Origin of the sequence: Salinibacter altiplanensis, from assembly GCF_002894645.1 — a bacterium.
Lineage (GTDB): Bacteria > Bacteroidota > Rhodothermia > Rhodothermales > Salinibacteraceae > Salinibacter > Salinibacter altiplanensis.
On record NZ_NCQY01000013.1, the window covers coordinates 1 to 25,152 of the forward strand.

Consider the following 25,152-nt stretch of genomic DNA (forward strand, 5'->3'; position numbering starts at 1 on the left):
GGGTGCGATTTCGTTACTCGTATCTGGTGTGGTCATATCCGATTGGAGTTATGAGTAGCAATTCAGTGAGGGAAAACTCTATAGATCCATTCCGTGTTGTATCACGGAAGCGTTCGGCATAACCCATAATTATACGTCGGTCGACGGGTCGTACAGACACCGATTCGCCCTAACCCATTCGCGTGCAAAACGTTGCAAAATCAAGCAATCCTGTACAGGGAGTGCCGTACAGGACCGACCGGGCGACGATGAGTCGGGGCCCGAGGACGACGGTCCTCCAACCCCCGACCGGGATGCGACACGGGCCGGGGGCGTACGGCCGTCAGGAGCGCCCGTCCTCCACCAGCGACTTGTAGAAGTCCAGCGTCTGCTCCGCGATGGCGGTCCAGCTGAACTGCGCCTCCACGCGCCGCCGCGCCGCGGTGCCCATCCGGTCGCGCCGGTCCGGATCGGCCATGAGGGCATTCACCCCGTCGGCCAGGCCGTGGGCGAAGGCCTCAGGGTCGGCGGGCTCCACGTCGTCGCCGCCCGTCGGGTCCACGTCCACCAGCAGCCCCGTCTCGTCGGGCACCACGATCTCGGGGATGCCGCCGACGCGCGAGGCCACGACCGGCGTTTCGCAGGCCATCGCCTCCAGGTTGATGATGCCGAACGGCTCGTACACGCTGGGGCAGACGAAGACCGACGCGTGCGAGTACATCGTGATCACGTCCTCGCGCGGTAGCATCTCGGCGAGCCACACGATTCGGTTGTCGGTCTCGGCCCGGGCCGTCTCTACCCGGCGTTCCATCTCGGCCCCGATCTCGTCGGTGTCCGGGGCGCCCGCGCAGAGGACGACCTGAATGTCGTCGTCGAAGTGGTGGATCGCCTCCACGAGGTGCAGGATGCCCTTCTGCCGCGTGATGCGGCCCACGAACAGGACGAAGGGCCGGTCGGGGTCCACGCCGTAGTCCGCCAGCACGGACCGGTCGGGGCGCGGGCGGTACTGGTCGATGTCGATGCCGTTGTGGATGACTTCCGTCTGGGCCCCGCCGACGTCGTACAGGGTCTGCACGTCCTCTTTCATGGCGCCGGAGACGGCCACGACGCCGTCCGCGGTCTCGTAGGCGGTCTGCTCCACCCAGGAGGAGCCGTCGTAGCCCCGCCCGAGCTGCTCGCGCTTCCAGGGGCGGTGCGGCTCCAGGGAGTGGGTGGTGAGCACCAGCCGCCCGCCGGTCAGCTGCTTGGCGAGGCACCCGGCGAGGTGCGAGTACCAGGTGTGGCCGTGGATGATGTCGGCGTCGGCCACGGAGCCGGCCATGACCAGGTCGCGCGCCATCGCGTCCATGAACTTGGCGTGCCGCTCGTCCTGGTGGGGCACCTCGACGTCGGGCGCTACGCCCCGCACCCGCAGGTTGTCGTCCGTCTCGTCCTGGTCCCCGAAGCAGAGCACCTCGATCTCGTGCTTCCGGTCGTCCAGGGCGGCCAGCTCGCGGGTCAGGTACTCCACGTGCACGCCGGCCCCGCCGTAGACGTTGGGCGGGTATTCGTTGGTGAGGATTACGATTTTCATAGGTACGAGGGGAGAGGTGCGTGGGAAGAGCAAAGATTATGGGAGGAATGGGCTGGCGAGGAAGCGGTTTAGGGGATGGGTTCCCTCTTCCCGCTTTCCCATTTCCCCTTCCCTGCAGTCAAATAATGGTGTCGTCCGGAATGTGGGTGTTTTTCGGGATGACGACGATCCCGTCCCGGATGTGGTAGAGGTCCTCCTCGGCCTCCTGCACGTTGTCCTGGTTCTTGATGATGCAGCGCTTGCCGATCGAGACGTTTTTGTCGATGATGGCGCCCTCGACGTACGACTCTTCCCCGATCCCGGGATCGGCCGGGCCCTCCACGAAGCCGCGCTCTTCCATCTCGTGCCACCGGAAGTGGTCGGCGCCCATCATGACCGTGTTCTTGAGGGTCGTGTCCGGGCCCACGTACGAGCGGATGCCGACGACGGACTGGGACACCTGGCTGTTCTCGAGGAGGCTCCCCTCGGCGATCAGCGAGTTCTGGACGCTGGAGTTTTGAAGCTTCGCCGGGGGCAGCATGCGGGCGCGGGTGTAGAGGGGGCGGTTCGGGTCGTAGAGGCTGAAGGGGGGCTCCGGCTCCGCCAGCATCAGGTTGGCCTCGTAGAAGGAGCGGATGGTCCCGATGTCGCTCCAGTAGCCGGAGAACGGATAGCTCGCCACCCGCATCTTGTCGATGGCCTTCGGAATGATCTGGTTGCCAAAGTCGTGGTCGTCCGGGTTGGCGTCGAGCAGCTCGCGCAGGGGCTCGCGGTCGAAGATGTACATCCCCATCGAGGCGTGGTACACGCGGCCCTCGTCTTCGAGCGCCGGGCGGACGGGGCTGTCCAGGCCGTCGAGCTCATCGCGGTCGGGCTTCTCGTGAAACTCGGTGATGATGTGCTCGTCGTCGGTCTTCAGGATGCCGAAGGACGTGGCATCGTCGGCGGTCACCGGAATGGTGCCGAGGGTGACGTCCGCGTCCGTCTCGCGGTGGTGGGCCAGCATCTTGCGATAGTCCATCGAGTACAGCTGGTCCCCCGACAGGATAAGCACGTGGCGGTGCCGGTGGCCCTCAATGTGGGGGAGGCTGCGGCGCACCGCGTCGGCGGTGCCCTGGAACCAGTTCTTGGACGACGGGGTCTGCTCGGCCGCCAGGATGGACACGAAGCCGTTGCTGAAGCGGTCAAACTGGTAGGCGCGGGCCAGGTGGCGGTTGAGGCTGGCCGAGTTGTACTGGGTAAGGACGAAGATGCGGGTGATCCCCGAGTTGATGCTCGTGGAGACGGGCACGTCGATCAGGCGGTAGCGCCCGGCGAGGGGCACGGCCGGCTTGGCGCGCAGCTTGGTGAGGGGGTAGAGACGGGTGCCTTTTCCGCCGCCGAGGATGACGGTGAGGATGGAGTTGTCGAGCGACGTGGACATGGGAAGAAAAAAGGTAGGGGAAGGGCCATGACACCCTGTGTAGGGCGGGGCTACGTCCTGGGGGCTTCAAGAAAGAAACCCGTCCGGTATGATGCAATGACAGTGAAACAGACCCGTCGCGGGTGAGAGCCTCCCCTGACAGACGCGGGCGCCGGTACGTCTCGGTGCCGGACAGGGGCCGCTACCGGAGCAGTCGGAGGGGGGACGGCCAACGGTCAGCACGAGACCTGACATTATCATAGTGGCGATTGGCACACGGCCCCGGTCACGGCCTTGCCCGAGGAGTAGACGAGCGCGATGCCCAGGGCGCCATCTGGTAACCAGAGCGGGCACCTTCTCGTTCGGCCCCATCGAGGACGAAGAAGGTGTGTCGACAAAACTCTCCCTCGGGCCGTGCGTGAGAGGGCAGCGAACACGATCTGTCCCCATCCGCCTCGCTCCCATGATCTTCTCCGTTCTCGTCACGCTCCACATCATCACGGCCGCCGCGTGGTTTGGGCTGGGCCTCCGTCTCGCGGGACGGGCCCGCGCAGTGCTCGACCAGGGCGGGGGGGGCGGAGTTGCGCTCGCAAACGACGGGGCGGCCACCGTGCGCCAGATGAACATCTTCGCGGTGCTGACCCTCCTGTTCTCACTCGGGGCGTTCGTGGCGGGTGGGCACTTTGCTGCCTACGGGCCGCTCTACCACACGTCCGTCACCCTCATCGTGCTGTTTGCGGCCGATCAGCTTTTCGTCATCCGGCCGGGCTGGAATACGCTCCGGGCGTTCGTGACCGGGGAGGGCGGTGGGTCGCTCGGCGCCGACGCGGCCGACGCGGCGCGAAAGAAAGTGGCCATCGGGACCGGCGTGGGCCACCTGCTGTGGGTCGTCATGCTCGTCCTGATGCTCTGGAATCGGTACCTGGGGGTGTACTTCGCGTAGCAGGAGGGCGGCGCGGACGGGGCCGACGCATTCAGTCCGTCCGGTCCGACGCGACGGCCACGGCGCCCTGCTCGTACTGGTCCGGGCGGCGGTGGCGAAGGAACAGCTGGCGGGCCGGGGCCTCGGCCGTCCGGGCGAGGTCGACCGAGGCGTGCAGGGTGGTTTCGTCGGCGCCGGGGGCCTGAGCGAGGACCGCCCCGAGCGGGCCCGTCACGAAGGAGCGGCCGGCAAACTGCATGTTGCCCTCCGTTCCCGTTCGGTTGGCGAGGGCCGTAAAAAACCCGTGCTGGAGCGCGGCCGTCCGAAGCTCGGCCTCGTACATCCCCTCCGGCCACTCGCCGACGGTTCCGGCCTGGGGCACCACCACGAGGTCGGCGTCCTGCAGGGCCAGGGCCCGCAGGTACTCGGGGTAGTGCCGGTCGTAGCAGATGGCCACGCCGATTCGTCCGGCGGCCGTGTCGTAGACCGGCGCGCCGGTGTCGCCCGGGGCGTAGTAGCCCTGCTCGTGAAAGCGGTCGTACGCGGTGATGTGCATCATGCGGGTGCGGCCGAGCAGCGTGCCGTCCGCGTCGAAGACGGGGGAGGTGTCGAACGTACGGTCCCCGGCCCGCTCCATCAGGTTGAAGACGACGACCACCCCACCGTCGGCGGCGGCTGTGGCCAGGGCCTCCGTGGTGGGGCCCGGCACCGGCTCGGCCAGGTCGAGGGCGCTCTGGTCGCGGTCCGTCACCGGCACCCGCGGATAGAACGGCGTGAACGAGAGCTCGGGGAAGACGACGAGGTCGGCCCCGGCGTCGGCGGCCGCCCGCACGGCCCGAACTCCCTGTTCGACCGCGGTCGAGGCCGGAGACGAGACGGCGTGCTGTACGAGGGCGATGTTCATCGTTAGCGGTGGAGGGCGTGTGAGCGAGGAGGGTGGAGCGAGGGGGGGAGTGGGAGTCGGCGTTCTTGGAGTCTGTTTTGCTTTATCGCTCGGGCACCCCAGAGAGTCCTTCCTCCCCCCGATTGGGGCGCTGCGAGCGGCCTTGACGGGCTGCAAATCGTGCCATCCATTCTCGCCCTCGCGATCCGCCCCAACATCAACACACCAGACTCTTAGGGGGCGGCGTCGGGCCGGCTGGGGGCGACGAAGGCGTCCGGAAATGCCGACCGGGCGGCGTCGAGGACGGCTTCGGCCTGCGCCTCCGTGGCGAAGGGACCGAGCCGCACGCGGTAGAAGGGCGCCTTCCACGCAATCGTGACGGGCGTCTCGGAAGAGCGGGCCTTCTGGACAAGCGGGGGACGGTCCGCCGAGGATTGCTCGCGCCACCACCGTTCGGCCCGCCCGAGGGTCTCGGCCGCTCGGGTTTTGTCCTCCGTGAGGCGGAGCTGCACGTGATAGTGGCGAGCGTCCGAGTGGGCCCCCGAAGAGGGGCCGGTCGACTCCGGAGCAGGGCCGGAACAGGCGCCGATCAGTCCCCCGCCCAGGCACACAAATCCCAGGGTCCACAACGCTCGGAGCATGGAGTCCCGCGTGGGCATGCAGGCGATGAGAGCCAGGTATGGACCAGGCGCTGTGAATCAAGGACGCGACTCGGCCTTTACGCATCGCCGCGGCGTGCGGTTCAGGGACGGAACGATCGATCCTGGCGTTTGCCCCGAGGGGGACGGGCGACGCGGCCCCGGTGCAACTCGACCGGGGGCGGGCGATTAGAGGAGTCCGACGTCCCAGCTCGTCGTCCTGTCTCCTTTCCCAGTCGCCCCCACTCTGCATGCGTCGTTTCCCACACGCTCTCCCCGCTGTGGTTTTCGTGCTTCTCCTCGGGGCCTGTACTGCTCCGGAGTCGCCGCCGTCCGCGGCCGTGGTCATCGACAGTGCCCGAGCCGCCCACGGAGCGTCGGTGCTCGACCGGGCCGTCGTTACGCTTGACTTCCGGGGCGACGCGTATCGCCTCCGGCAGGATGGAGGGGATTTTCACTACCGGCGCGCCTCCACCGACTCGCTGGGCCGGTCCGTGACGGAGGGCCTGACGAACGACGGGCGCTACCGCGTCGTGGAGGGAGACACCGTGTCGCTCTCTGCGTCCGAGCGAGCCGCCGTGGAGACGACGGTCAACTCGGTGGCCTACTTTGCCCTGCTGCCCGCGCCGCTCGGGGACCCTGCCGTGCAGCCCACGTACAGCGGCCGTGACACGATCGACGGCGTGCCGTACCATCGGGTGAAGGTAACCTTTCAACAGGAGGACGGTGGCCCCGACTGGGAAGACGTATTTGTGTACTGGTTCCGCGTCGACACGTACGACATGGACTACCTGGCGTACGCCTACGGGCAGGGCCCCGAGGAAGAGGCCGGCACGCGCTTCCGGGAGGCCTACAATGTGCGGCGTCGCGGTGGTGTCCGTGTGGCGGACTACCACAACTACACGGCCGATTCCCTGACCGCAGACCAGCTGGCCCGGTATCCGGATCTGTTGGAGAGCGGCGCCCTGGAGCGGGTGTCCGAGATTGAGATTGACAGCGTGCAGGTCCGCCCGCTTTAACGGAGGGGCCCTAAGACGTCCCCGGCGCGATGTTGCGGCAGGAGAGAGTCCAGACGGGACCATGAGCTTTGAAAAACATGTCCCAGGGATGTAACGAGGCATTACGAAACCATTATTCTGAAATTAAAGGTGTGCGAGACATAGCATCTTAAAGGAATGAGGGTGGCAAAAGTGAGAGGTGGCCTGTATCGTTTGAGTGGTTATCACTCCAAGTCTAGTCTCCTGGTTGTCCTGGGCGATACAGGCAAAAGCCGTTTCGGATCACAGGACTAGCACCCCACTCATCTACGAACCACCAACCATTCCGTCCATCATGAAACGTTGGGCTACAATTTTCCCCTTGCTCTTACTCGTGGGGCTCCTTGCCTGGCCGCCTGCCGCTCACGGCCAAGGGGTCACCTCGGCCACCATTCGAGGTACCATTCTCGACGAGACAGAAGCCCCGCTCCCGGGTGCGAATGTCGTCGCGGTGCACGAGCCGAGCGGCTCACGCTACGGCTCGTCGACTGGTGGAGATGGCCAGTTCACGATCGCGAACGTGCGCGTCGGCGGCCCCTACACCATCACCGCCTCATTCGTCGGCTACCAGTCGAAGCGTGAGACCGAGGTCCAGCTCGATCTCGGGGAGACGCGGACCTTTCGGTTCCAGCTCCGGCCCCAGACTGAGCAGCTGGACGAGGTGACGGTTGTCGGTGAACAGGGGGCTGTCTTCGACGAAAGTCGCAAGGGCCTCTCCACGAACATCTCGGAAGAAGAGGTGGAAACCGCCCCCACGATCGACCGGTCCATCGCGGACTTTGCGCGGTTTACGCCGCAGGCCATCGTTGGAAACGGCGACGATGACGGCTCGTCGATTTCCATTGCTGGCCAGAACAACCGGTACAACTCGATCTTCATCGACGGCGCGGTGAGCAACGACGTGTTCGGGCTCTCGGCCCAGGGCACCGACGGCGGCCAGACCGGAGCGACGCCGATTAGCACGGACGCCATCAAGAGCTTCAACATTGAGGTATCGCCGTACGACGTGACGCAGAGCTACTTCGGCGGCGGTGCGATCAACGCTGTCACGCGGAGCGGGACGAACGAGTATGAGGGCTCGGTGGCCTTTGAGTACCGCGATCAGAACTTTGCGGAGGACCTGCCGGATGCCCCGTTTCCGGACTTCTCCAACGAGCGGTACGTGGGACGCTTCGGGGGCCCCATCGTCGAGGATGAGCTCTTCTTCTTTGTCAACTTCGACATCAACCGGGAGTCGTCGCCGCAGCCGTTCCAGAGCACCCTTGGGCCGGACGGTGACTTTCAGGGAACGGCGATCCAGACGGAGGAGGATGTAAACAACCTCGTCAGCTTTCTGGAGCAGACGGTTGGGGACCGGTACAATCCCGGCGGCTTCCGCGGGCAAGCCACCACGCTTGACAGCGACAAGTTTCTGGGGAAGATCGACTGGAACATCAACCAGAATCATCGCCTGAGTGCCCGGTACAGCTACTCGAGCTCCGAGAATATCGACGCCTTTGGTGGGGGCAACAGTGCACTGTCCTTCTCCAGCCGGAACGAGGTCTTTCCGAACACGACGCAGATTGGCGCGCTGGAGCTGAACAGCACCTTTGGCAATGACTACGCCAACAAGCTGATTCTCAGCTACAAGGACGTCGAGGACGACCGGAATACGAATCTCCGCCAGCCTTTCCCGACCATCGACATCAACGATGGGGGGGCAGAGATTAGTCTTGGTGGTGAGCCGTTTTCGACGGTGAACTTCCTGAAGCAGGAAGTCTTCACCCTCACCAATGACTTTAACGTCTTCCTGGGGGACCACACCCTCACAGTCGGGACGCACAACGAGCTCTACGATCTGGCCAACCGGTTCGTCCCCTTCAACTACGGCTGGTACCAGTTCCCGAGCTTTCTGAATGGGGACAATGGCACCTCGATGGACGAATTTGCGCAAACCCTGTGCGCGTCGTCTGGCGCGCAGGGAATCCCGGGCAGTGAGTTCTTCGACTGTAGCCAGTATCCGAATGAGCCTGCGCCCAGCCTCTTTGCACGTGCCTTCTCCCTCGTGGACAATACAGCAGGGTCTGGGCAGTTCGAAGAGATTGTGGGCGACAACACGAGTGCAGAGGGCGCTTTCCGGGCCCTCAACACCAGCCTCTACGTGCAGGACGAGTGGACGGTGAGCGATCGTCTGACGGTGACCGGAGGCGTTCGGGTCGACGTGCCGGTCTACCTGGATGATCCGGCGTACGCCAACCGGGGCAACCCGGCCGTTCCGGATGATGCATCCCCGGAGCTGAACCCGCGCAACACCACGATTCCTGCCATTGAGGACTTCTACTCGATGAACGGAGCGCGACCTGGCGAGACGCCAGATCCAGTGCTGCACTGGGCACCGCGCTTCGGCTTCAACTTCGACGCATTTGGGGACGAACAGACCCAGATCCGAGGAGGGACCGGGGTCTTCACCAGCCGCCAGCCATTCGTCTGGCCCGGGGGCATGTACCTCAACAACGGGACCAACACCGGAAGCGTCGACTTCATCGTCGACAATGTCCCGTTTCGGTCGAATCCCGCCGAAAATGGACTGACGGTGGCCGACGTCTCGGACCGCGATCCGACGGACCTCATTCCGAGTGGGCGCCTGGAGATGTTCGAAGAGGACTACTTCAACCCGCGCTTCTGGCGGACCTCGCTCGGGGTGGACCAGGAGCTGCCGGGCGGCGTCGTGGGGACGTTTGAGGCACAGTACTCCAATACCCTCAAGAACGTCCTGATCACGAACGTGAACCTGCGTCCGGCCAACGAAACGCTGGATGGTCCGGACAATCGGCCCATTTGGGTGCCGGAGGAGTACGGTGCGGGGAACAGCGAATTTACGCAGGCCGGAGATCAGCGCATCGACACGCGGTACTCGAACATCCACCGCGTGGGCAATACGGACCGCGGGTACTCCTACAACGTGACGGCCCGCCTCCGGAAGACCTTTGAGGGCGTCGTGACCGAAAACAGCGGCCTTCGAACCGATGTGTCGTACACGTACGGCGATGCGTTCTCCGTGAACGACGGCACCTCCTCTCAGATCAACTCGCTCTGGGACGGCGTGGAGCACGTGAACGGAGCCAACAACCTTGAGCTGGCCCGGTCGGACTTCTCGACAGGCCACCGGGTGCTGGGGCGATTCTCGTACCGCCAGCAGCTTGGGGACCGTTTCGCTCTTACGACGACCCTGATCTACGATGGGCAGTCCGGACGGCCGTTCTCCTACGTTATCGGTGGCAGCGAGAATATGGTGCAGGAACGAGGCGAAGAAAACTCCCTGTTCTACGTGCCCCAGACGGCCAGTCGGCTCGAGTTCTCGGAGATTGATCGAGACAACAGCTCGACCATCACCGCTGCGCAACAGGCCGCGGCGGTCGATCAGTTCATTCGAGAGAATGACTATCTGAGCCAGAAGCGGGGCGAGTACACCTCGCGAAACGCCGACCGGTCGCCATGGGAGGGAGTCATGGACCTCAACCTCCGCCTCGAAATCTTCCAGGAGCTACTGGGACGCCAGCAGAGTGTGGAGCTTACGGCGAACGTGTTTAACTTCTCCAGCCTGCTGGGGGATGTGTTCGGCACGGATTGGGGCGAGCGCTACGCCGGGCTCAATCAGGTGAATCTGACGTCCTTCGATGAGTTTCGGGATCCGGACAACGGCGATTACACGCCGGTCTACACGGCGCAAAGCGTGATCGACAGTGCGACGGATACCAACGGCGACGGTGTGGCCGATCAGATCCGCACGCTCGATCAAGACGACATCTTTGATGAGATCCGGACTGGATCCTCCTACAGCTCACAGTGGCAGATGAAGTTCGGCGTCCGTTACAACTTCTAACGGTGCCACAGCCACCGAACCCCTAGCATCTACGGGCGGTCGTCGCGAGACGGCCGCCCGTTTTTATTTTGTGCCTTCTCCGACCAGTCGTGCAATCTCCATCCAGAATAGCGTGCCTGAAGGAAAAGCGAACTCTCAGCCCCAATCCGTTGAGGATCTCTCCGGACACGGCACTGTTGGCTTCCGAAAACACCCCTATTGCGTGTGGTCTCTCGTTGTCTCATTCTCTTCAGCTTCCCTCATGCTTCTTTGGACGTGTCGATTCGTCACCGTCGCTCTTCTCCTCCTGGGTGTGAACCCGATCGGTGCCGTGGCCCAATCGTCGGGGCTGGTCCCATCGCCAGAACCGTCGCTTGAGCGGGAGGGGCGTGTGGCCCACACTCCGGTGGATGAGATCAGCGGCATTGTCCGGAGCCGGTGGCAAGAGAACGTCTGGTGGGTCCACAACGACAGCGGCGACGCCCCGCGAATCTTCGCGATTGACAGCACTGGAAGTGTGCACATGGCCCCCTGGCACGCCGGCGACCACGCCGTTGGGGCCGGGGCCGATAGCAGTGGGAAGCCGCCGTGGCCGGGCGTGCAGCTTGGGGCCGCCGCCCACATCGACTACGAGGACATCGCGGTAGAGGACAGCACGCTGTACCTCGGCGACATCGGCAACAACGGGAACGCCCGGCGCGACCTGGGCATCTACGTGCTGCGCGAGCCCTTCTACCACGACCGCCGAACCCGGCCTGTGAGGCATCTGCCCCTCCGGTACCCGGACCAGGAGACGGTTCCGGCGCAAGAATGGCATTTCGACGCGGAGAGCCTGTTCGTGGACGACGGCACGCTCTATGTGCTCACCAAGCACCGAGAGGGACAACAGATCAATAGTCCCGAGCGAGGAACCAAGCTGTACCGGCTTGACACCGAGCACACCGACCGCGTCAACACCCTCACGCTCGTGGACCATCATGACACCATCCCGCCGCCCACCGCCGCGGCCCTCAGTCCGAATGGGGAGCGACTGGCGGTGCTCTGCTTCGGCGGCGTGTGGATCTATGCCCGGCCCGAAGGGGGCGATCGGTGGCTCTCGTCGGAGCCGCGCCGCATCGACCTGCCCGATGAGCGAACGAAGCAGGCCGAGGCGGTGACGTGGGATGATCCGCACACGCTCCGCATCGCCAACGAGCAGAGAGATGTATTCGTATTGCCCCTCCAGACCGAACAGGAATAACGAGCACGCTCCTACTTCAGTCGAAGAGGAGGCACCGGGTCCTCACAGTCCAAAAGAGTCCTTCCGACTCATCTGTGTGGGGGCCTCAATTGCTCTGCGGGCGGGTCTCCTGCAAGCAATCGGGCCCCTCATTTCTTTCCGCCTTGGCCCGCAACCCTGAATGAGTACGTCCGGCGGGGAGGGCACTCAGCGCGCCCCAGATACTACCACTGGCGTTTGTAGGGAGCGGGTAACATCAGCGTTCAGGAGGTTCAAATGCGGATCAGGGACTTTCGCGGTGCCTAAGATCCTTCCGTTCTTGTCGGTCTGTTGGTGAGTTTCCGAATCCGAAAGCATTGGACCGTGTACAACGGGGTTAAGACACGTCACGCGGCAAGCTACTGCGGTTCTTCCTATGGACCACTCCACAACCGACGTTCTCGTCCTTGGCTCCGGCATCGCGGGCCTCTCCGCTGCTCTCGGGGCCGCCCGTGAGGGGGCCTCGGTCACTGTGGCCACGAAGGCGACACAGCCCGAAGGGGCCTCCACGTGGTGGGCCCAGGGGGGCATCGCGGTGGCCCGTACGGCGCCCCGGCGGTTTAAGGAAGACATTCATACCGCGTCGAGTGGCACCAGCGACCCCGAGGCCCTCGACGTGCTCGTGCAGAACGCCGACGCGGCCGTGCGGGATGTGCTCATCGACACGCTCGAGGTGGACTTCGACACCGGAGGCGACGGCGCGTCGTTTGACTACGGACGCGAGGCGGCCCACTCCGAAGACCGCATTCTGCACGTTGACGCGTCGACGGGCAAGCACATCCACGAGCCGTTTCTAAACTGCCTCGCTGCCCACGACCGGGTCGCGATTCGGGGGAACACCGCCGCGATCGATCTGCTGGAGCGGGACGGAGCCGTCCACGGGGCGCTCCTCAAGTCCGGGGACGAGGTGCGGCGCCTCCACGCGGGGGCAACCGTCCTTGCCACCGGGGGCATCGGGGCCCTCTACGGCCGCTCCACGAATCCTGCGGGGGCGACGGGGGACGGCATCGCGATGGCGCACCGGGCCGGGGCCACGACGACCGACATGGAGTTCGTCCAGTTTCACCCCACCGTCTGCGTGGCCGATGGCGACCCATTCCTGGTGAGTGAGGCGGTACGAGGAGAGGGGGCGGTGCTCCGCAATGCCGCGGGCGACCGCTTCATGCCCGCCGTCCACGAGGACGCCGAGCTGGCGCCCCGCGACGTGGTGGCCCGTGCGGTAGAGCAGGAACACAAACGCACCGGACGGGTCGTGCTCGACGTCTCGTCGTTCGACTTCGCCGAGACCTTTCCGGACCTCACGGCGATGTGTGCAGAGCATGGGGTGGACCCGTCCGCCGGCATTCCCGTCGTGCCCGCTGAACACTTCCTCTGTGGCGGCGTCGACGTAGACACCCACGGGCGGGCGTCGCTTGATCGGCTCTACGCGGTGGGCGAGTGTGCCCGAACGGGGGTCCACGGCGCGAACCGGCTGGCCTCCACCTCGCTCCTGGAAGGGCTGGTGTGGGGCCTGCGGGCGGGAACCGATGCCACGGGGACCACGGTTCCCCCCCAACCCGTTTCGATCTCAACGACTGGTGCCGGATCGCCCCCGCCCGACGAAGCGCTCCGCGCGGCCTTCGAGCGCCTCCAGCAGGCCATGGACGAGCACGTGGGGCTTCGCCGCACGCCCGATGGCCTGCAACAGGCCCGCCACGACATCCGTTCGATTAGGGCGGACGTGGACGCCTGGATGGACCCCAGTGCCCGGCGCGGCGTCCACGAGCTCCGATCGGCCTGCACGGGAGCCCGCCTGATTGCCGAGGCGGCCGCGGCCAATGAGACGTCCGTGGGGTGCCACTACATGGAGCGGCCGGACGCCCCGTCGGCGTCCTGATCGCTCCTCCCCGAAGCTGTTTGGGGCCCGATGCCTGGCCAAACCCTGTAAGGACAAAGGGCCCTGCGCGCAGCAAGGAACCCCCGAGGGGGGCGCGGGCGGGCTGCCCGCTCGCTTTTCATGCACTGCACGAACGCTCGACCCCGCACACAGTGACCGAACCGACGTCCGTTGCGTCGCCCCGAGACCGGGCCCGACGCGCACTGCCAGAGTTCCTCCGCCGCCCCTCCGTGCTCTCTTTGCTGTCCCTGAGCATCGCAGAGGACGTGGATGCCGACGGGGCATGGCAATCGGGAAAGACGGCGCCGTCTGACCGCGACGTCACGAGTGCGGCCACGCTGAAGACCGACGCCCAACTGCACGGCCGGCTCGTGGCGAAAGAAGAAGGCGTGGTTGCGGGCCTGCCGCTGGCCGACGCACTGTGTCGGCTCGTGGACCCGGAGCTCCGGGTTGCCCCGTCGGTGGAAGAGGGGGAACGGGTCGAGGCCGGACACCTTCTTGCGACGGTGGAGGGGCCCGGTCGAGCCCTCCTTACCGCCGAGCGTCCGGCGATTAATTTCGTCGGCCGCCTGTCCGGCGTCGCCACCCTCACCCGTCGCTTCGTGGACGCCATCTCGCACACGAAGGCCGACATCCTGGACACCCGCAAGACGCTTCCGGGGCACCGTCGCCCCGATAAGTATGCGGTACGGCAGGGCGGCGGCCAGAACCACCGGATGGGGCTCTACGACATGATCCTCATCAAAGACAACCACATTGACGGGGCCGGCGGCATTGCCGAGGCGGTGCGGCGTGTCCGGGAAACCCATGGGGACACGTATCCGATCGAGGTCGAGGTGAAAACCCTCGACGAACTCGAAGAGGCGCTCTCCCTCGCGCCCGACCATCTCCTGCTCGACAACATGTCTCCCGAAACACTCCGCCGGGCAGTGGATCACACGGACGGACGCGTTCCCTTGGAGGCCTCCGGCGGGGTGACGCTCAAGACGGTTTCAACCGTCGCGGAAACGGGCGTCGATGCCGTCTCTGTGGGGGCCCTCACGCATTCGCCCAAGACGCTCGACATCAGCATGCGAATCGACTGAGACGGGTGCCCGGTGCCCGCGTCCGAGCCATCAACCAACCACTCTAGCTTGCTGCCATGATCAACGACGCTGCGACCCTGACCGACCCCGATGCGCTCTATGACGTGCTTGCGGAGCGCCTCGAAGACCGGCCCAGTGACCGAGAGCTCCGCCACAAGGCCGAGATGGCCGCCGAGATTAACGCGCTCAAGCAGGAGCAAGACGCGGTCATCCTCGGCCACAACTACATGGAGCCGGCGCTCTTCCATACGATCCCGGACTACACCGGGTCGTCGCTGGAGCTGAGCCGGCGTGCCGCCGAGGCGGAGGCGGACACGATTGTATTCTGTGGGGTGCGGTTCATGGCCGAGACGGCCAAGATCGTGAACCCGAACAAGACGGTGCTCCTGCCCGCGGAGGAGGCGGGCTGTTCGCTCGCCGAGAGCATTACGGCGGAGGACGTGCGGCGCCTCAGGGAGCGCTATCCGGGGCTGCCGGTCGTCACGTATGTCAACACCTACGCCGACGTGAAGGCCGAGAGCGACGTCTGCTGCACCTCCAGCAACGCGGCGCAGGTCGTGGAGTCGCTCGACTCGGACACCGTCATCTTCATCCCGGACGAGTTCCTGGCCCAGAACGTGGCGCAGGAGACCGGCAAGGATGTGCTCTTTCCCCAGAAGCGAGAGCGGAAGGACGTTGGGGGCGACGGCGCGCCGACGAGCGGCGACGGGGCCCCGGCCGAGGCCGCCGACGCCGACATGATCGGGTGGGAGGGACGCTGCGTGGTGCACGACATGTTTCAGGTGGAGGATGTGCAGCAGGCCCGCGAGGAGCACCCCGACACGGTGGTGCTGGCCCACCCCGAGTGCAGCCCGGAGGTCGTGGAAGAGGCCGACCACTCCGGCAGCACCTCCTCGATGATCGACTACGTCGAGAACACCAACGCGGAGAGCTACCTATTGCTCACGGAGTGCTCGATGGGGGACAACATCATGGGGGCCAATCCAGACAAGAACCTGCTGCGGATGTGCTGGCAGCGGTGCCCGCACATGAACCAGATCACGCTGGAGGACACCTACCGAAACCTCGCGAACGACCAGTACCAGATCGAGATTGAGGAAGAGGTGCGCTTGGGGGCCCTGGAGGCCGTCGAGCGGATGCTCGAAATCGGGTAACGCGTTGACGAGTGGCTCGGCTTGTGGGTCCGGGGAAGTTTCGAGACACGTCCCTGGGCGCCGCCCGATCCCCTGGTCGCTCCGAATGCGACTTACTGCATCAGGCGTCCTCTGGAAGCACCCGTTCTCGCCGGTTGCGGCGCAGCCCGTTGACTACTCGGTCGCCACTGCTCTCAACACTTCGCGGGTGTGGAACCCATGATCTACACGGCCGGATGGGGGCGGGGCAAGATCTAGAGCGACGTCCTCAGCAGAATTCTCGGTTTGGGTCCACCGGGGCCTGATGGCTCAAAGTCTGTCAAACCGGCCCGCTCCCGAACGGTGGGCGCTACTTCGTCAGCCCCGGATTCCGGTTTAGGAACTCGTCGTACAGCTTCGTGGCCCGGTTTTCGAGCGGCAGCTTGTACCCGTCGATGAAGAGGTGCTGCACGTCGGTCGCGGGCTGAAGTGGATCGCCGTTGGCGACGAAGAGGTTGGCCCGCTTGCCGGCCTCGATGGTCCCTACCTGGTCCGCGACGCCAAAGATGCGCGCCGGGTTTGTGGTAATGGCCCGGAGGGCCTCCGTCTTGCCGAGGCCGTGGGCGGCGGCGAAGCCCGCGTGAAAGACGAGGTTGCGTACGTTCTCGGTCTTGCCGGAGCGAAGCGCCACGGTGACCCCTGCGTCATGAAGCAGGGCGGGCGTGCGGTAGGCCTTGTCGTAGCGGTCGCTCTCCCGACTTGGGGGCTGCATGATGGAGCCGACCAGCACCGGCACGTCGGCCGTCGCGATCTCGTCGGCGACGCGCCATCCTTCGAGGGCCCCACTGAGAATCACCTGGTCGAGCACGCCGCGCTCCTCCGCCCAGTCGAGGGCCGTGGAAATGTCGGCCGCCGCGTTGGCGGAGATCATGAGGGGCTGCTCCCCCCGGATGACGGGCAGCAGTCCCTCCATGGCGGGCACGAACTCGGGCTGACGCCGCGCCTCCGGCTGCTCCGCCACCGCCGAATCGATCCGGGCGTACCGCTTGGCCTCTGACCACAATTCATTGAGCTTGCTGAGGGCCTTCTCCGCCTCCGTCTGGATCGTCTCGGGCGACCGGTCGTCCGAGGGCCCCTGGCGGCCCACGGACGGGAAGTTCAGCTTCGTGAGCGTCACGTCGCCCAGGTGCATCTGCTCAGGGGTGTAGCCGTGGAGCCCAATGAGGGCGGAGGTCCCGGGCAGAATTCCGTTCTCCGGCTCTGTGATCACGGAGGTGATCCCGTGGACGCGCGTCGTGGGCACGTGCACGGTGCTGGGGTTCACGGCCGCGAGGGCATTCATGTGGGCCGTGAGGTTGCCAACCTCGTTGAAGTCCTGTGTCTCCGGAAGCGAGCCGATCTCCGCGAGGCCGAGGTGCGTGCCGCTGTCAATGAACCCCGGATACACCCGCTGGCCCGAAAGGTCGAACGCCTGGGCGTCGGACGGCACCGATACGTCCGGGCCCACGGCGGCGATCGAGTCGCCCTGGACAACAACGGTGCCGCGGTCGAGGGTATCACCGGGCGCGACGATCACCTGGGCATTCGTCAGGGCAAACGGCCCCTGGTAGCCGGGCTGCTTCTGGGCGTGGGCGGGCAGGGTCAACAGGAGGGCAACGAGCAGGGTCAGCCCCGCGGAGACGCTCAGCGGCCGCGGGCGAGAGGGAGAGAGCATGAGCAAACGGATTGGTCAGCAGGCGGTCGGAGAGGCAGAGGGGGGCTTATCGGCCCGTATTTTCGAGGGTTACGCCGTTTTTGGTGGCGCGCAGCTGGGTGACGCCCTTCAGGCAACTGTGGGCGGCGTGGCGACTCCAGCCGTCGCGGGCGAGGGCCACGGTGCCCTCGGGGTCCACGCGGAGCCGCATGTCGTCGGGGTCCTGTTCGTGGTCGAAGCGCACGACCCCGTCGACGTAGGTCCGTTGCGGTTTGGTGTAGACGGACAGCGGGTGCTCGCTAAAGATCGCGAGGTCGGCGGCCTTGCCTTCTTCGATCGACCCCACGCGGTCGGCGATGCCGAGTTGGCGGGCGGGATTGAGGGTGATGAGCCTGAGGGCCTGGGTGGCGGAGAGGTCGCCATACCGTTGTGTCTTGGCGGCCTGGAGGTAGAGATCCCGCTGCTCCCCCGGAATGTCGGAGTTGATGGACGCGTTGACGCCGTTCTCGGTGAGGACGGCGGCGTTGTAGGCGGTGGAGTAGTACACCTCAAACTTGTACGACCACCAGTCCGAAAAGACCGTCGCACCGGCGCCGTTGTCCCCGAAGGCGGCCAGTTCAGGGGCAATCTTGAAGCCCTCGTTCGCGTGGTGGAAGACGAGGTCCTGAATGCCGAAGTCTTCGAAGACGTCCATGAGCATGAGCATCTCGTCGGCGCGGTAGCCGTGGGTCTGCACGAGAATGTCGCCCCGGAGGACCCCTGCGAGGACCTCCATGCGCTCGCTGTGCGCGGGCGGCCGGGCCCGATCTCCACTTTGGTAGGCCTGCTTCGCCTCCGTGTAGCGCTGTGCCTTGGTGAGGGCCGTCCGGATGACTTGTTCTACGCCCATCCGGGTGCGGGGCACCTGATCGCGTCCCTGGCCATACAGCCCCGTCGGGTTCTCCCCGAGGGCAAACTTGATTGTCCGGGGCGCGTCGTCCATCTGCAGGCGGTCGGGGTTCGTGACGCCGTAGCGCAGCTTGATCGTCTCGTTGCGGCCGCCGATGGGGTTGGCCGAGCCGTGCATCACGTGGGCGGTTGTCACACCTCCGGCCAGCGCGCGGTAGATGCCGACGTCGTAGGGGGTGAGCACATCGCCCACCCCCACTTCGGCGGTGACGGGGTTGGTGGCCTCGTTGACGTTGCTGATGGCCATGTGCTGGTGGGCCTCCACGATGCCCGGCATCACGTACTCGCCGCTGGCGTCGTACGTCTCGACGCCGCTCGGGGCCGACAGGTCTCGTCCAACCTGGGCGATGTCGCCGTCGCGCACGAGGATGTCGCCGTTCTCGATGGTGCCGTCCGTGACGGTCAGTACGGTGGCGTCCTGAATAAGCCAGTCATCGGGGGCGTCGCCGCGCAGCTGGTCCTGGGCCTGCAGGGGCGTGGCGACCAGGAGGGCGGCGGTAAGGACGCCGAGGGCGAAGCAAAAGCGGGAGGGAAAAGCAGAGAGCATAAGGGATTGGGAAGACGGAACGCAAAATATCGTCAGAGGGGGCGCGCGGAATTTACCGCGGGGCGTGCGGGTGGACACTACTTCTGAGTCGCATTGGGGCTGCTGGTGCGCTCGCCGGAGATGGGAAACGAGCCCCCGGACGTGGAGGCGGACCCGTCGAAGGTGTCGCCCTCGACCGTCACCGAGACGGAGACGGACCCGCCCTGCGGCGAGTCCACGGTGAACGAGAGGGTCGTGCCGTCGAACGACACCGACCGGAGCGGCTGTTCGTCGCCCTGTGGGCCGGTGAAGGTGCCGTCCAGGCCCGACGGGCCGCCCTCAATCGTGACCTCGCCGGAGAGGTCTCCCTGCGGGGTTTCGAGCGTGTACGACCACGTGCCGAGGACCGCGGACACGTCGCCGCTCACCTCGCCTGTGTCGCCGCCGTCCGAGCTGTAGTCGTAGAGCCGGCCGTCCACGAACACGTGCTGGACGGACGTGCCTTCGCCGAAGTAGGGCCCGTCGGTCACGACGAGATTCGCAATCTTCCCTTCCTCGACGGTGCCCAAACGGTTGTCCAGACCAAGCTGCGCGGCGGGGCGGGTCGTAAGGGCGGCGAGCGCCGTCTCCTCGGGGAGCCCCTGTTCGATCATCGTGCGGAGGGTGCTGCGGACGTCGCCCGGGTCGGCCTCGCGGGTCGTAAAGCCGAACGTGAGGCCGGCCTCATGCAGGGTGGCCGCCGTTTTTAGGTAGGCCTGCCGCTCCATGGCGTGGCGGAGCTCCAGGTTCGCCTCCTCCTCGGCGACGGTCTCGTAGGACGGCGCCTTGAATTCGGGGCTGTAGTACTGGGAGGGGGCGCTCGTTGTATCGGCCATCGTGGTGTCCGGACCGCTCGACCGTGTCGGCTCCTCCGGCAGGTCCAGGGTCAGGAAGAAGGGCGCGTCGACCCCCTGGAGGGTGCTAACGAGTTCGTGGCCCTCCCCCAGTCCGGCCAGAACGAGCGGAAAGTCGAGCTCCTGATGCAGCGCAAGGATGCGGTGGAGGGACAGGGCCTCGTCGGCGTAGAAGGCGAGGGGCGTCTCGCCGTCCAGCACGGGGAAGAGTGCGCTGTGCTCCGGGTCCTGCGGGGGCTGGGAGCGCCCTGTCGGGTCGCGCTCGTAGGCGGCGTCGAGCTGCTGGCGGCGCTCCGCCTCGCGGAAGAGTTGCCGCATCTGCGCGATCACGGCCATGTCCGTGGCCGGGTACACGTAGCCGTTGGCCGTCTGGAGCTGGGCGAAGAGGGTGGGACTGGTCTCCAGCACCATGTCGTCGGCCGTCTCGCCCCCGTAAAAGACGTGGGCGCTGGCACCGGGGAGCATCTGTCCCTCGGGGGCGACGTGGCCGAGGGTGAACCCGGCTTCCCGCAGCGACTTCAGGTCCGACTCCTCGGGGGAGAGGAACGGCCGGACGGACCGATCCGGTTGAATGCCCGCCGCATCAGGCGGAGGATTGCCGGGGTCCTCGACATCCTCGTCCTCGGTGTCCGGCATCTCGACCCCCGCGTGGGAGAAGCCGTCGATGAAGCCGGCGTAGACCACGAGGGAGTCGGCCTCGATCGTACGGGCATCGTACGGCACCTCAGCGTCGTCCCCCACGGCCTCGATCACGCCGTCCCGGACCACGACCGTGGCCGATTCGAGGACCTGCCCGGGGGCCTGCACAACGCGGGCATTCTGAAGGGCATACGTGTCGGTGACCGTCGGCACCTCGTAGTCTTGGGCACAGAGACGAGACGGCAGAACCAGCAGGACGAGACCAAGAAGGCCAAGTCCGTAGCGGCGAAATGTCGAAGCAGTCATGCGGGCGGCGGACGTCCAATGAGGAGTGGAAACCAGAGCATCTGCAATGTAAAGAGGCCGGTGGATAGTGTCATCCGGGTCGTCGCATTCAGCCGCCCACTCATCGTCTCGGGATGCAGCTCGTGAAATCAGTGCGACCAAAGGACCAGACCAGACCAGCGGGGGCGAGGGCTAATCCACCATGCGCTTCAACTGTTCGAGTCGCTCGACGACCTCCTTCCGCTTCATTGTCCGGAAGCGTTCCGGGAGCAGGTCGCGGCTTGTGCACTCCAAAACCGCGGCCATCTGCTGGAGCTCTACCTCTGTGGGGTAGGTGGGGGGGATGAAGTCGTTTACGGTTGCCTGCAGGAGGTCCGGCGTCACGGCCCCGTCGTTCGCCCCGGCGGCCCGGAAGGTGGCGCGCGTGAGGATGGCCTCCATGTCGGCCCCGCTGTAGGTGCGCTCGCCCCCCAACAGCTCGGGGGGCACGTCGTCGATTGGCAGGTCCACCCCGGTTCGGCGCATCATGACCCGCAGGAGCTCTTCCCGGTCCGCCCGGGTGTGGGGATAGAATAAGGACAGGTGCTCCTCCGCGCGGCCCTGTCGCTTGAGGTCCACCGGCATCAGGTCCGGGCGGGCGGTGACGAGGAAGAAGATGACCCGTCCGCGGTGCGCCGGGTCGCTCATGAAGGAGACGATCTGGGAGAAGACGCGCTGGCTCACGCCGCTGTCGCCCTGCATGTCGCGGTTCCCGAGGGCCGCGTCGGCCTCGTCGATCAGGACGGCCACCGGCGTCATCGCCTCCAGCAGGTTCAGAATCTTCTCCAGGTTGCCCTCCGTCACGCCCTGCCATTGGGAGCGGAAGTTCTTGAGCTTCACCATCGGGATGCCAATCTCTCCGGCGAAGCAGTTGATGAGGAAGGTCTTGCCGCAGCCCACCGGTCCGCTCACGAGGTAGCCCATCGGGAGGACGTCGTGCTGGCCGGCCTGCACCGCGTGGGCGGCCTGACGCAGGTGGTGCTTGGCTGCGGTGTGGCCCGCGATGAGGTCCAGCGAGTTGTCGGTCTCGATGAACTCGAGCATCCCGTACGCCTCAGCCTCGATGAACTCCTTCTTTAGGTCGGAGAGGGTCCCGGCGGTCAGCCGGTTCTGGTTCTCCAGCACGTCGGCCAGGATGGTCCGCAGCTGGGTGTAGTTGAGGCCCGCGGTGTTTTGGGCAAGCGCGTCCGGGGATACGTCCGAGTGGTCGCGGAACCGATTGCCCCGCTCCTCCAGCGCCCAGTCGATGTATGCCTGCCGGTCGTCTGTCTCGGGGATCGGGACGTAAATCTCGGCGGTGTGGGGACTCTGGACCAGCTGCTGGTTCAGGTCCGTCAGGTTTTCAGTGAGGAGGGTGAGGGTAAAGTCGCTCTGCAGAAAGAGCGAGTCGCGGGACCACTTCTGCAGGTACACGAGCGACTGGCGGTCCTGGGCCGAGTACGTCGACGCCTCGGCCATGGGGGCCACCGTCTCGGCGTAGTCGATCAGGCAGGCGACACGGGTGCCATTCGAGAGGCGAAGGCGGAAGTACTCTTCGAGGAGCTCGAAGACCTTGTCCGGGGCCTTTGGCAGGTTGTTTTCGTATTCGGTGCCGGCGAGGCTCGCCTGCCCGGACAGGGCGCGGCTGAAGTCTTCTCGGGACGCCGCGTCCGCGAAGTGAATCCCGGAGCTGCGGTCGTAGAAGACCACCACGTCGCGGGCGGCGAACAGGTCGTCGGTCAGGAAGCGACGGAGGGGGGGGTAGATGCGGGTTCCGCCGCGGTCTTCGGTGGGCACCACGTCCCGGATGTCCCCGTGCAGGATGAAGGTGGAGACGGTCTTCGTGAAGTACTTTCGCGCCAGTTCCTGGGCCCACGACGGGTAGTGGGCGGTGTACGGATCGAGGGGCGGCGTGTCGGGCGTGCGGTCGGACGTCCCGTCCGCAGGAGAGGCCGCGTTGGGTTCGGGCGAATCGGGCTCGGGCATGGACACGAAAAACTTGGGGGAAAACCGACGTGACGGAGCGAACGAGAGGGGGCGGCACGAGATTCAACAGGGCGGTCAGACCGTCCGGCCGTGGAGGGGACACAAAGCCCGACTACAGCCCTCGACCGTGCGCCGATTTTCGGCTCATCGATGCTCGCTCCCCCCATCCGATCCAAAATCAAAACAGGTTCTACGTGGGGCGATGACAGAAGGAATCCGGGACCGCGTCCATCCATAGGAATGAATCGATGATTCCCCACCTGCTTGCTCGAAGAGGCTTGTATGGCTCCCGCTTTCTGTTCGCGGCTGGCCCGCTCGCATGGCGTATCGCCGATGGGCACCGCCACCGAGGCGACCCACTGGCTCCTAATTGAAGACCCCGCGCCGTGGGGCCCAGATGCCGTCGAGGAGGCCGGCTGGGGCCGCAGTGTGCACGATGCCATTGCGGCGTGGACGGAAACGATGTCTGACCTGCGGGTCCAGCTCATCCGCCGAGGGCTCAACACCTGGGACGCCCCAGGGAGCATTCGCTGCATTGCGGTTCGGACCGGTCCTCAGCCAATCGTACGCGAGTGGGCACTCGGGGCCTACGACGACCTTGCCGCCCTCGAGGTGCCCGGTGCACTCCGAGACTCCTCTTCGACGGCCGACCCGGCGCCGCTCGTGCTCACCTGTGTGAACGGCCGCCGGGATGCCTGTTGCGCCAAGTGGGGACGTCCCGTCGCCCAGGCTGCGGCCGACGCCGCCCCCGACGCCGCGTGGCAGACGTCGCACCTCGGGGGCCACCGCTTCGCCCCCACTGCCGTGGCGTTGCCCGATGGCACGCACTACGGCTGGCTCCGTCCCAGCGATATGGCCGACCTGATGAGGGCCCATCGGCAGGGCCACCTGTATGACCTCGACCGGGTGCGCGGGGCGGTGTCCCAGCCGCGGCCCGTACAGGCGGCGTGCCTGTCTCTCCGGCGACACCTGGGCACGACCGCCCTGACGGCCGTGCGGGGCGTGGGCCTGGAGAAGAACGACGAGGGCTGGACGGTGCAGGTACGGGCCGGAGACACGACACGAGCGGCGCACGTGTGGCAGGAACAGTGCGGCCCGCCGTTCCCCCGTAGCTGCGGAAGTCGCGAGGCGAAGCCGGCGAAGGCGTGGCGCGTGAGATGGAAGGACAATGAGCCAGCCGGCCCCTAAACACGAAAAAGCGTGCCCCCACCGGGTGGTGGAGGCACGCTGTGATGCTCGGCACGAAATGGTTAGATGGTTAAGGCACGCCCGACGCGGGCGGCAACCGAGGCGGGCCTGCGCCCCGACGATGCGCGGTCAGGCAATGGTGATGTCGTCGTCGAGGTACACGTCTTGGATGGCGTTCAAGACCTCGACGCCGTCCTCCATCGGCTTCTGGAACGACTTGCGGCCGGTGATGAGGCCCATCCCGCCGGCGCGCTTGTTGATGACGGCCGTCCGGACGACCTGCTGCAGGTCGTTCTCGCCGCTGGCCCCGCCGGAGTTGATCAGGCCGCAGCGGCCCATGTAGTTGTTGGCGACCTGGTAGCGGGTCATGTCGATCGGGTGGTCCGTCAGCAGCGTCTCATCGACGAGCGACGGGTCCTTCGCGTAGCCGTCGTCCTTGTGGTCCCGCACGGCCTGGTACCCGCCGGTGAGGGTCGGCTGCTTCTGCTTGATGATGTCCGCCTCGATGGTGGCCCCGAGGTGGTTGGCCTGGCCCGTCAGGTCGGCCGAGCCCTCGTAGTTGGAGCCGTTCAGGACGAATTCCTTGTTGCGCACGTAGCACCAGAGAATGGTGGTCATGCCCAGCTCGTGGGCGCGGGAGAAGATCTTCGAGATCTCCTGCAGCTGGCGGTTCGACTCTTCGGAGCCCCAGTAGATGGTGGCCCCGACGCCGACGCAGCCCTGCTCGTAGGCGTCCTCCACGCGGGCGTAGGGCACCTGGTCGTACCGGTTCGGGTACGAGAGCAGTTCGCTGTGGTTGATCTTGAGGACGAAGGGGATCTTGTGGGCGTAGTCCCGCGCCACGGAGCCGAGTACGCCGTAGGTGGTGGCCACGGCGTTGCAGCCGCCCTCGATGGCGAGCTTGACGATGTTCTCGGGGTCGAAGTAGATCGGGTTCGGCGCAAAGGAGACGCCGGCGGCGTGCTCGATGCCCTGGTCGACGGGCAGGATGGAGATGTAGCCGGATCCCCCCAGGCGGCCGTGATTGAAGATCTGCTGCATCGACCGGAGAACCTGGGGGCTGCGGTCCGAGCCCTTCCAGACGCGGTCGATGAAGTCCGGGCCGGGAAGGTGGAGCTGGTCTTTTGGAATGGTCTCGCACTCGTGGTCGAGCAAATCCTCGGCCTCGTCGCCGAGGTGTTTGGCAATGGGGGTGCGGGTTGCTTGGGCCATGGGTCGGTCGGGGAAGAATGTGGGACAGAACGAGGGGGCAAGGGCCTCGGCCGGGTGTGAGCGACGAGGGGCTACTCCACATGGTAAGAAGGAAGCAGGTCTTCGTCCACGCCGATGACGCAGTGCAGCGTCCACCCCTAGTGGAGAGTATAGGAATCTGGAACGGCGGTGTCCAAATC

17 protein-coding genes are annotated in these 25,152 nt (G+C 65.8%); 8 read left to right on the forward strand and 9 right to left on the reverse strand.

Translation table 11 applies throughout. The annotated features are described in order from the left end of the window. Positions 1 to 322: 322 nt before the first annotated feature. Positions 323 to 1,552, reverse strand: coding sequence for a glycogen synthase (glgA, locus tag B7R93_RS06700; protein ID WP_103020050.1), 1,230 nt, complete (start codon positions 1,550 to 1,552; stop codon positions 323 to 325). A gap of 118 nt (positions 1,553 to 1,670) precedes the next feature. Then, entirely contained in the window at positions 1,671 to 2,954 is a 1,284-nt protein-coding gene (locus B7R93_RS06705) for a glucose-1-phosphate adenylyltransferase (RefSeq protein ID WP_103020051.1), read from the reverse strand. Between the two features lie 442 nt (positions 2,955 to 3,396). Here B7R93_RS06705 and B7R93_RS06710 point away from each other — a divergent pair, with 442 nt between their 5' ends. Further along, positions 3,397 to 3,876, forward strand: a complete 480-nt coding sequence (locus tag B7R93_RS06710) for a hypothetical protein (RefSeq protein WP_103020052.1) — start codon at positions 3,397 to 3,399, stop codon at positions 3,874 to 3,876. Positions 3,877 to 3,907: 31 nt separating this feature from the next. On the opposite strand, the gene B7R93_RS06715 is transcribed toward B7R93_RS06710, so the two are convergent. Next, entirely contained in the window at positions 3,908 to 4,759 is an 852-nt protein-coding gene (locus B7R93_RS06715; protein ID WP_103020053.1) for a carbon-nitrogen hydrolase family protein, read from the reverse strand. Between the two features lie 212 nt (positions 4,760 to 4,971). Further along, positions 4,972 to 5,379 carry an SPOR domain-containing protein gene (locus B7R93_RS06720; RefSeq protein ID WP_232798116.1) on the reverse strand — a complete coding sequence of 136 codons (408 nt, stop codon included), beginning with the start codon at positions 5,377 to 5,379 and terminating at the stop codon, positions 4,972 to 4,974. A 278-nt stretch (positions 5,380 to 5,657) separates the two neighbouring features. Here B7R93_RS06720 and B7R93_RS06725 point away from each other — a divergent pair, with 278 nt between their 5' ends. The 6 genes from B7R93_RS06725 (at position 5,658) to nadA (ending at position 15,627) form a co-directional block, all read left to right on the forward strand. Beyond that, positions 5,658 to 6,395 carry a DUF6503 family protein gene (locus B7R93_RS06725; protein WP_232798118.1) on the forward strand — a complete coding sequence of 246 codons (738 nt, stop codon included), beginning with the start codon at positions 5,658 to 5,660 and terminating at the stop codon, positions 6,393 to 6,395. Positions 6,396 to 6,708: 313 nt separating this feature from the next. Continuing rightward, positions 6,709 to 10,275: a TonB-dependent receptor gene (locus B7R93_RS06730; RefSeq protein WP_103020055.1), complete on the forward strand. Its 3,567-nt coding sequence runs from the start codon at positions 6,709 to 6,711 to the stop codon at positions 10,273 to 10,275. Between the two features lie 241 nt (positions 10,276 to 10,516). Further along, positions 10,517 to 11,494, forward strand: a complete 978-nt coding sequence (locus B7R93_RS06735; protein WP_232798120.1) for a hypothetical protein — start codon at positions 10,517 to 10,519, stop codon at positions 11,492 to 11,494. 394 nt (positions 11,495 to 11,888) lie between these two features. Next, positions 11,889 to 13,388, forward strand: coding sequence for an L-aspartate oxidase (locus tag B7R93_RS06740; protein WP_103020056.1), 1,500 nt, complete (start codon positions 11,889 to 11,891; stop codon positions 13,386 to 13,388). Positions 13,389 to 13,540: 152 nt separating this feature from the next. Then, complete coding sequence (nadC, locus tag B7R93_RS06745) at positions 13,541 to 14,473, forward strand: carboxylating nicotinate-nucleotide diphosphorylase (protein ID WP_232798122.1); 933 nt, start codon at positions 13,541 to 13,543, stop codon at positions 14,471 to 14,473. Positions 14,474 to 14,529: 56 nt separating this feature from the next. After that, positions 14,530 to 15,627 carry a quinolinate synthase NadA gene (gene nadA, locus B7R93_RS06750; protein ID WP_103020057.1) on the forward strand — a complete coding sequence of 366 codons (1,098 nt, stop codon included), beginning with the start codon at positions 14,530 to 14,532 and terminating at the stop codon, positions 15,625 to 15,627. A 328-nt stretch (positions 15,628 to 15,955) separates the two neighbouring features. On the opposite strand, the gene B7R93_RS06755 is transcribed toward nadA, so the two are convergent. The 4 genes from B7R93_RS06755 to B7R93_RS06770 form a co-directional block, all read right to left on the reverse strand. Continuing rightward, positions 15,956 to 17,299, reverse strand: a complete 1,344-nt coding sequence (locus tag B7R93_RS06755) for an amidohydrolase family protein (RefSeq protein WP_103020058.1) — start codon at positions 17,297 to 17,299, stop codon at positions 15,956 to 15,958. Between the two features lie 46 nt (positions 17,300 to 17,345). Continuing rightward, positions 17,346 to 18,773: an amidohydrolase family protein gene (locus B7R93_RS06760; RefSeq protein WP_103020059.1), complete on the reverse strand. Its 1,428-nt coding sequence runs from the start codon at positions 18,771 to 18,773 to the stop codon at positions 17,346 to 17,348. A 77-nt stretch (positions 18,774 to 18,850) separates the two neighbouring features. After that, positions 18,851 to 20,590 (reverse strand): amidohydrolase family protein, encoded by a 1,740-nt coding sequence (locus B7R93_RS06765; RefSeq protein WP_232798123.1) that lies wholly within the window; start codon positions 20,588 to 20,590, stop codon positions 18,851 to 18,853. Between the two features lie 171 nt (positions 20,591 to 20,761). Then, the gene (locus B7R93_RS06770) at positions 20,762 to 22,573 is read right to left on the reverse strand and encodes an ATP-binding protein (protein WP_103020060.1); all 1,812 of its coding nucleotides are present in this window, start codon (positions 22,571 to 22,573) and stop codon (positions 20,762 to 20,764) included. Positions 22,574 to 22,906: 333 nt separating this feature from the next. On the opposite strand from B7R93_RS06770, the gene B7R93_RS06775 reads away from it, so the two are divergent. Continuing rightward, a complete protein-coding gene (locus B7R93_RS06775; RefSeq protein WP_232798124.1) occupies positions 22,907 to 23,761 on the forward strand; it encodes a sucrase ferredoxin in 855 nt (284 codons plus the stop codon). Between the two features lie 129 nt (positions 23,762 to 23,890). Here B7R93_RS06775 and B7R93_RS06780 read toward each other — a convergent pair whose 3' ends face one another. Beyond that, positions 23,891 to 24,973: a class I fructose-bisphosphate aldolase gene (locus tag B7R93_RS06780; protein ID WP_103020062.1), complete on the reverse strand. Its 1,083-nt coding sequence runs from the start codon at positions 24,971 to 24,973 to the stop codon at positions 23,891 to 23,893. Positions 24,974 to 25,152 lie beyond the last annotated feature (179 nt).

What these genes read in the sequence shown, in the direction of transcription:
- glgA (WP_103020050.1), bottom strand. Translation starts at nt 1,552, where the DNA reads ATGAAAATCGTAATCCTCACCAACGAATACCCGCCCAACGTCTACGGC.
- B7R93_RS06705 (WP_103020051.1), bottom strand. Translation starts at nt 2,954, where the DNA reads ATGTCCACGTCGCTCGACAACTCCATCCTCACCGTCATCCTCGGCGGC.
- B7R93_RS06710 (WP_103020052.1), top strand. Translation starts at nt 3,397, where the DNA reads ATGATCTTCTCCGTTCTCGTCACGCTCCACATCATCACGGCCGCCGCG.
- B7R93_RS06715 (WP_103020053.1), bottom strand. Translation starts at nt 4,759, where the DNA reads ATGAACATCGCCCTCGTACAGCACGCCGTCTCGTCTCCGGCCTCGACC.
- B7R93_RS06720 (WP_232798116.1), bottom strand. Translation starts at nt 5,379, where the DNA reads ATGCTCCGAGCGTTGTGGACCCTGGGATTTGTGTGCCTGGGCGGGGGA.
- B7R93_RS06730 (WP_103020055.1), top strand. Translation starts at nt 6,709, where the DNA reads ATGAAACGTTGGGCTACAATTTTCCCCTTGCTCTTACTCGTGGGGCTC.
- B7R93_RS06735 (WP_232798120.1), top strand. Translation starts at nt 10,517, where the DNA reads ATGCTTCTTTGGACGTGTCGATTCGTCACCGTCGCTCTTCTCCTCCTG.
- B7R93_RS06740 (WP_103020056.1), top strand. Translation starts at nt 11,889, where the DNA reads ATGGACCACTCCACAACCGACGTTCTCGTCCTTGGCTCCGGCATCGCG.
- nadA (WP_103020057.1), top strand. Translation starts at nt 14,530, where the DNA reads ATGATCAACGACGCTGCGACCCTGACCGACCCCGATGCGCTCTATGAC.
- B7R93_RS06755 (WP_103020058.1), bottom strand. Translation starts at nt 17,299, where the DNA reads ATGCTCTCTCCCTCTCGCCCGCGGCCGCTGAGCGTCTCCGCGGGGCTG.
- B7R93_RS06760 (WP_103020059.1), bottom strand. Translation starts at nt 18,773, where the DNA reads ATGCTCTCTGCTTTTCCCTCCCGCTTTTGCTTCGCCCTCGGCGTCCTT.
- B7R93_RS06765 (WP_232798123.1), bottom strand. Translation starts at nt 20,590, where the DNA reads ATGACTGCTTCGACATTTCGCCGCTACGGACTTGGCCTTCTTGGTCTC.
- B7R93_RS06770 (WP_103020060.1), bottom strand. Translation starts at nt 22,573, where the DNA reads ATGCCCGAGCCCGATTCGCCCGAACCCAACGCGGCCTCTCCTGCGGAC.
- B7R93_RS06775 (WP_232798124.1), top strand. Translation starts at nt 22,907, where the DNA reads ATGGGCACCGCCACCGAGGCGACCCACTGGCTCCTAATTGAAGACCCC.
- B7R93_RS06780 (WP_103020062.1), bottom strand. Translation starts at nt 24,973, where the DNA reads ATGGCCCAAGCAACCCGCACCCCCATTGCCAAACACCTCGGCGACGAG.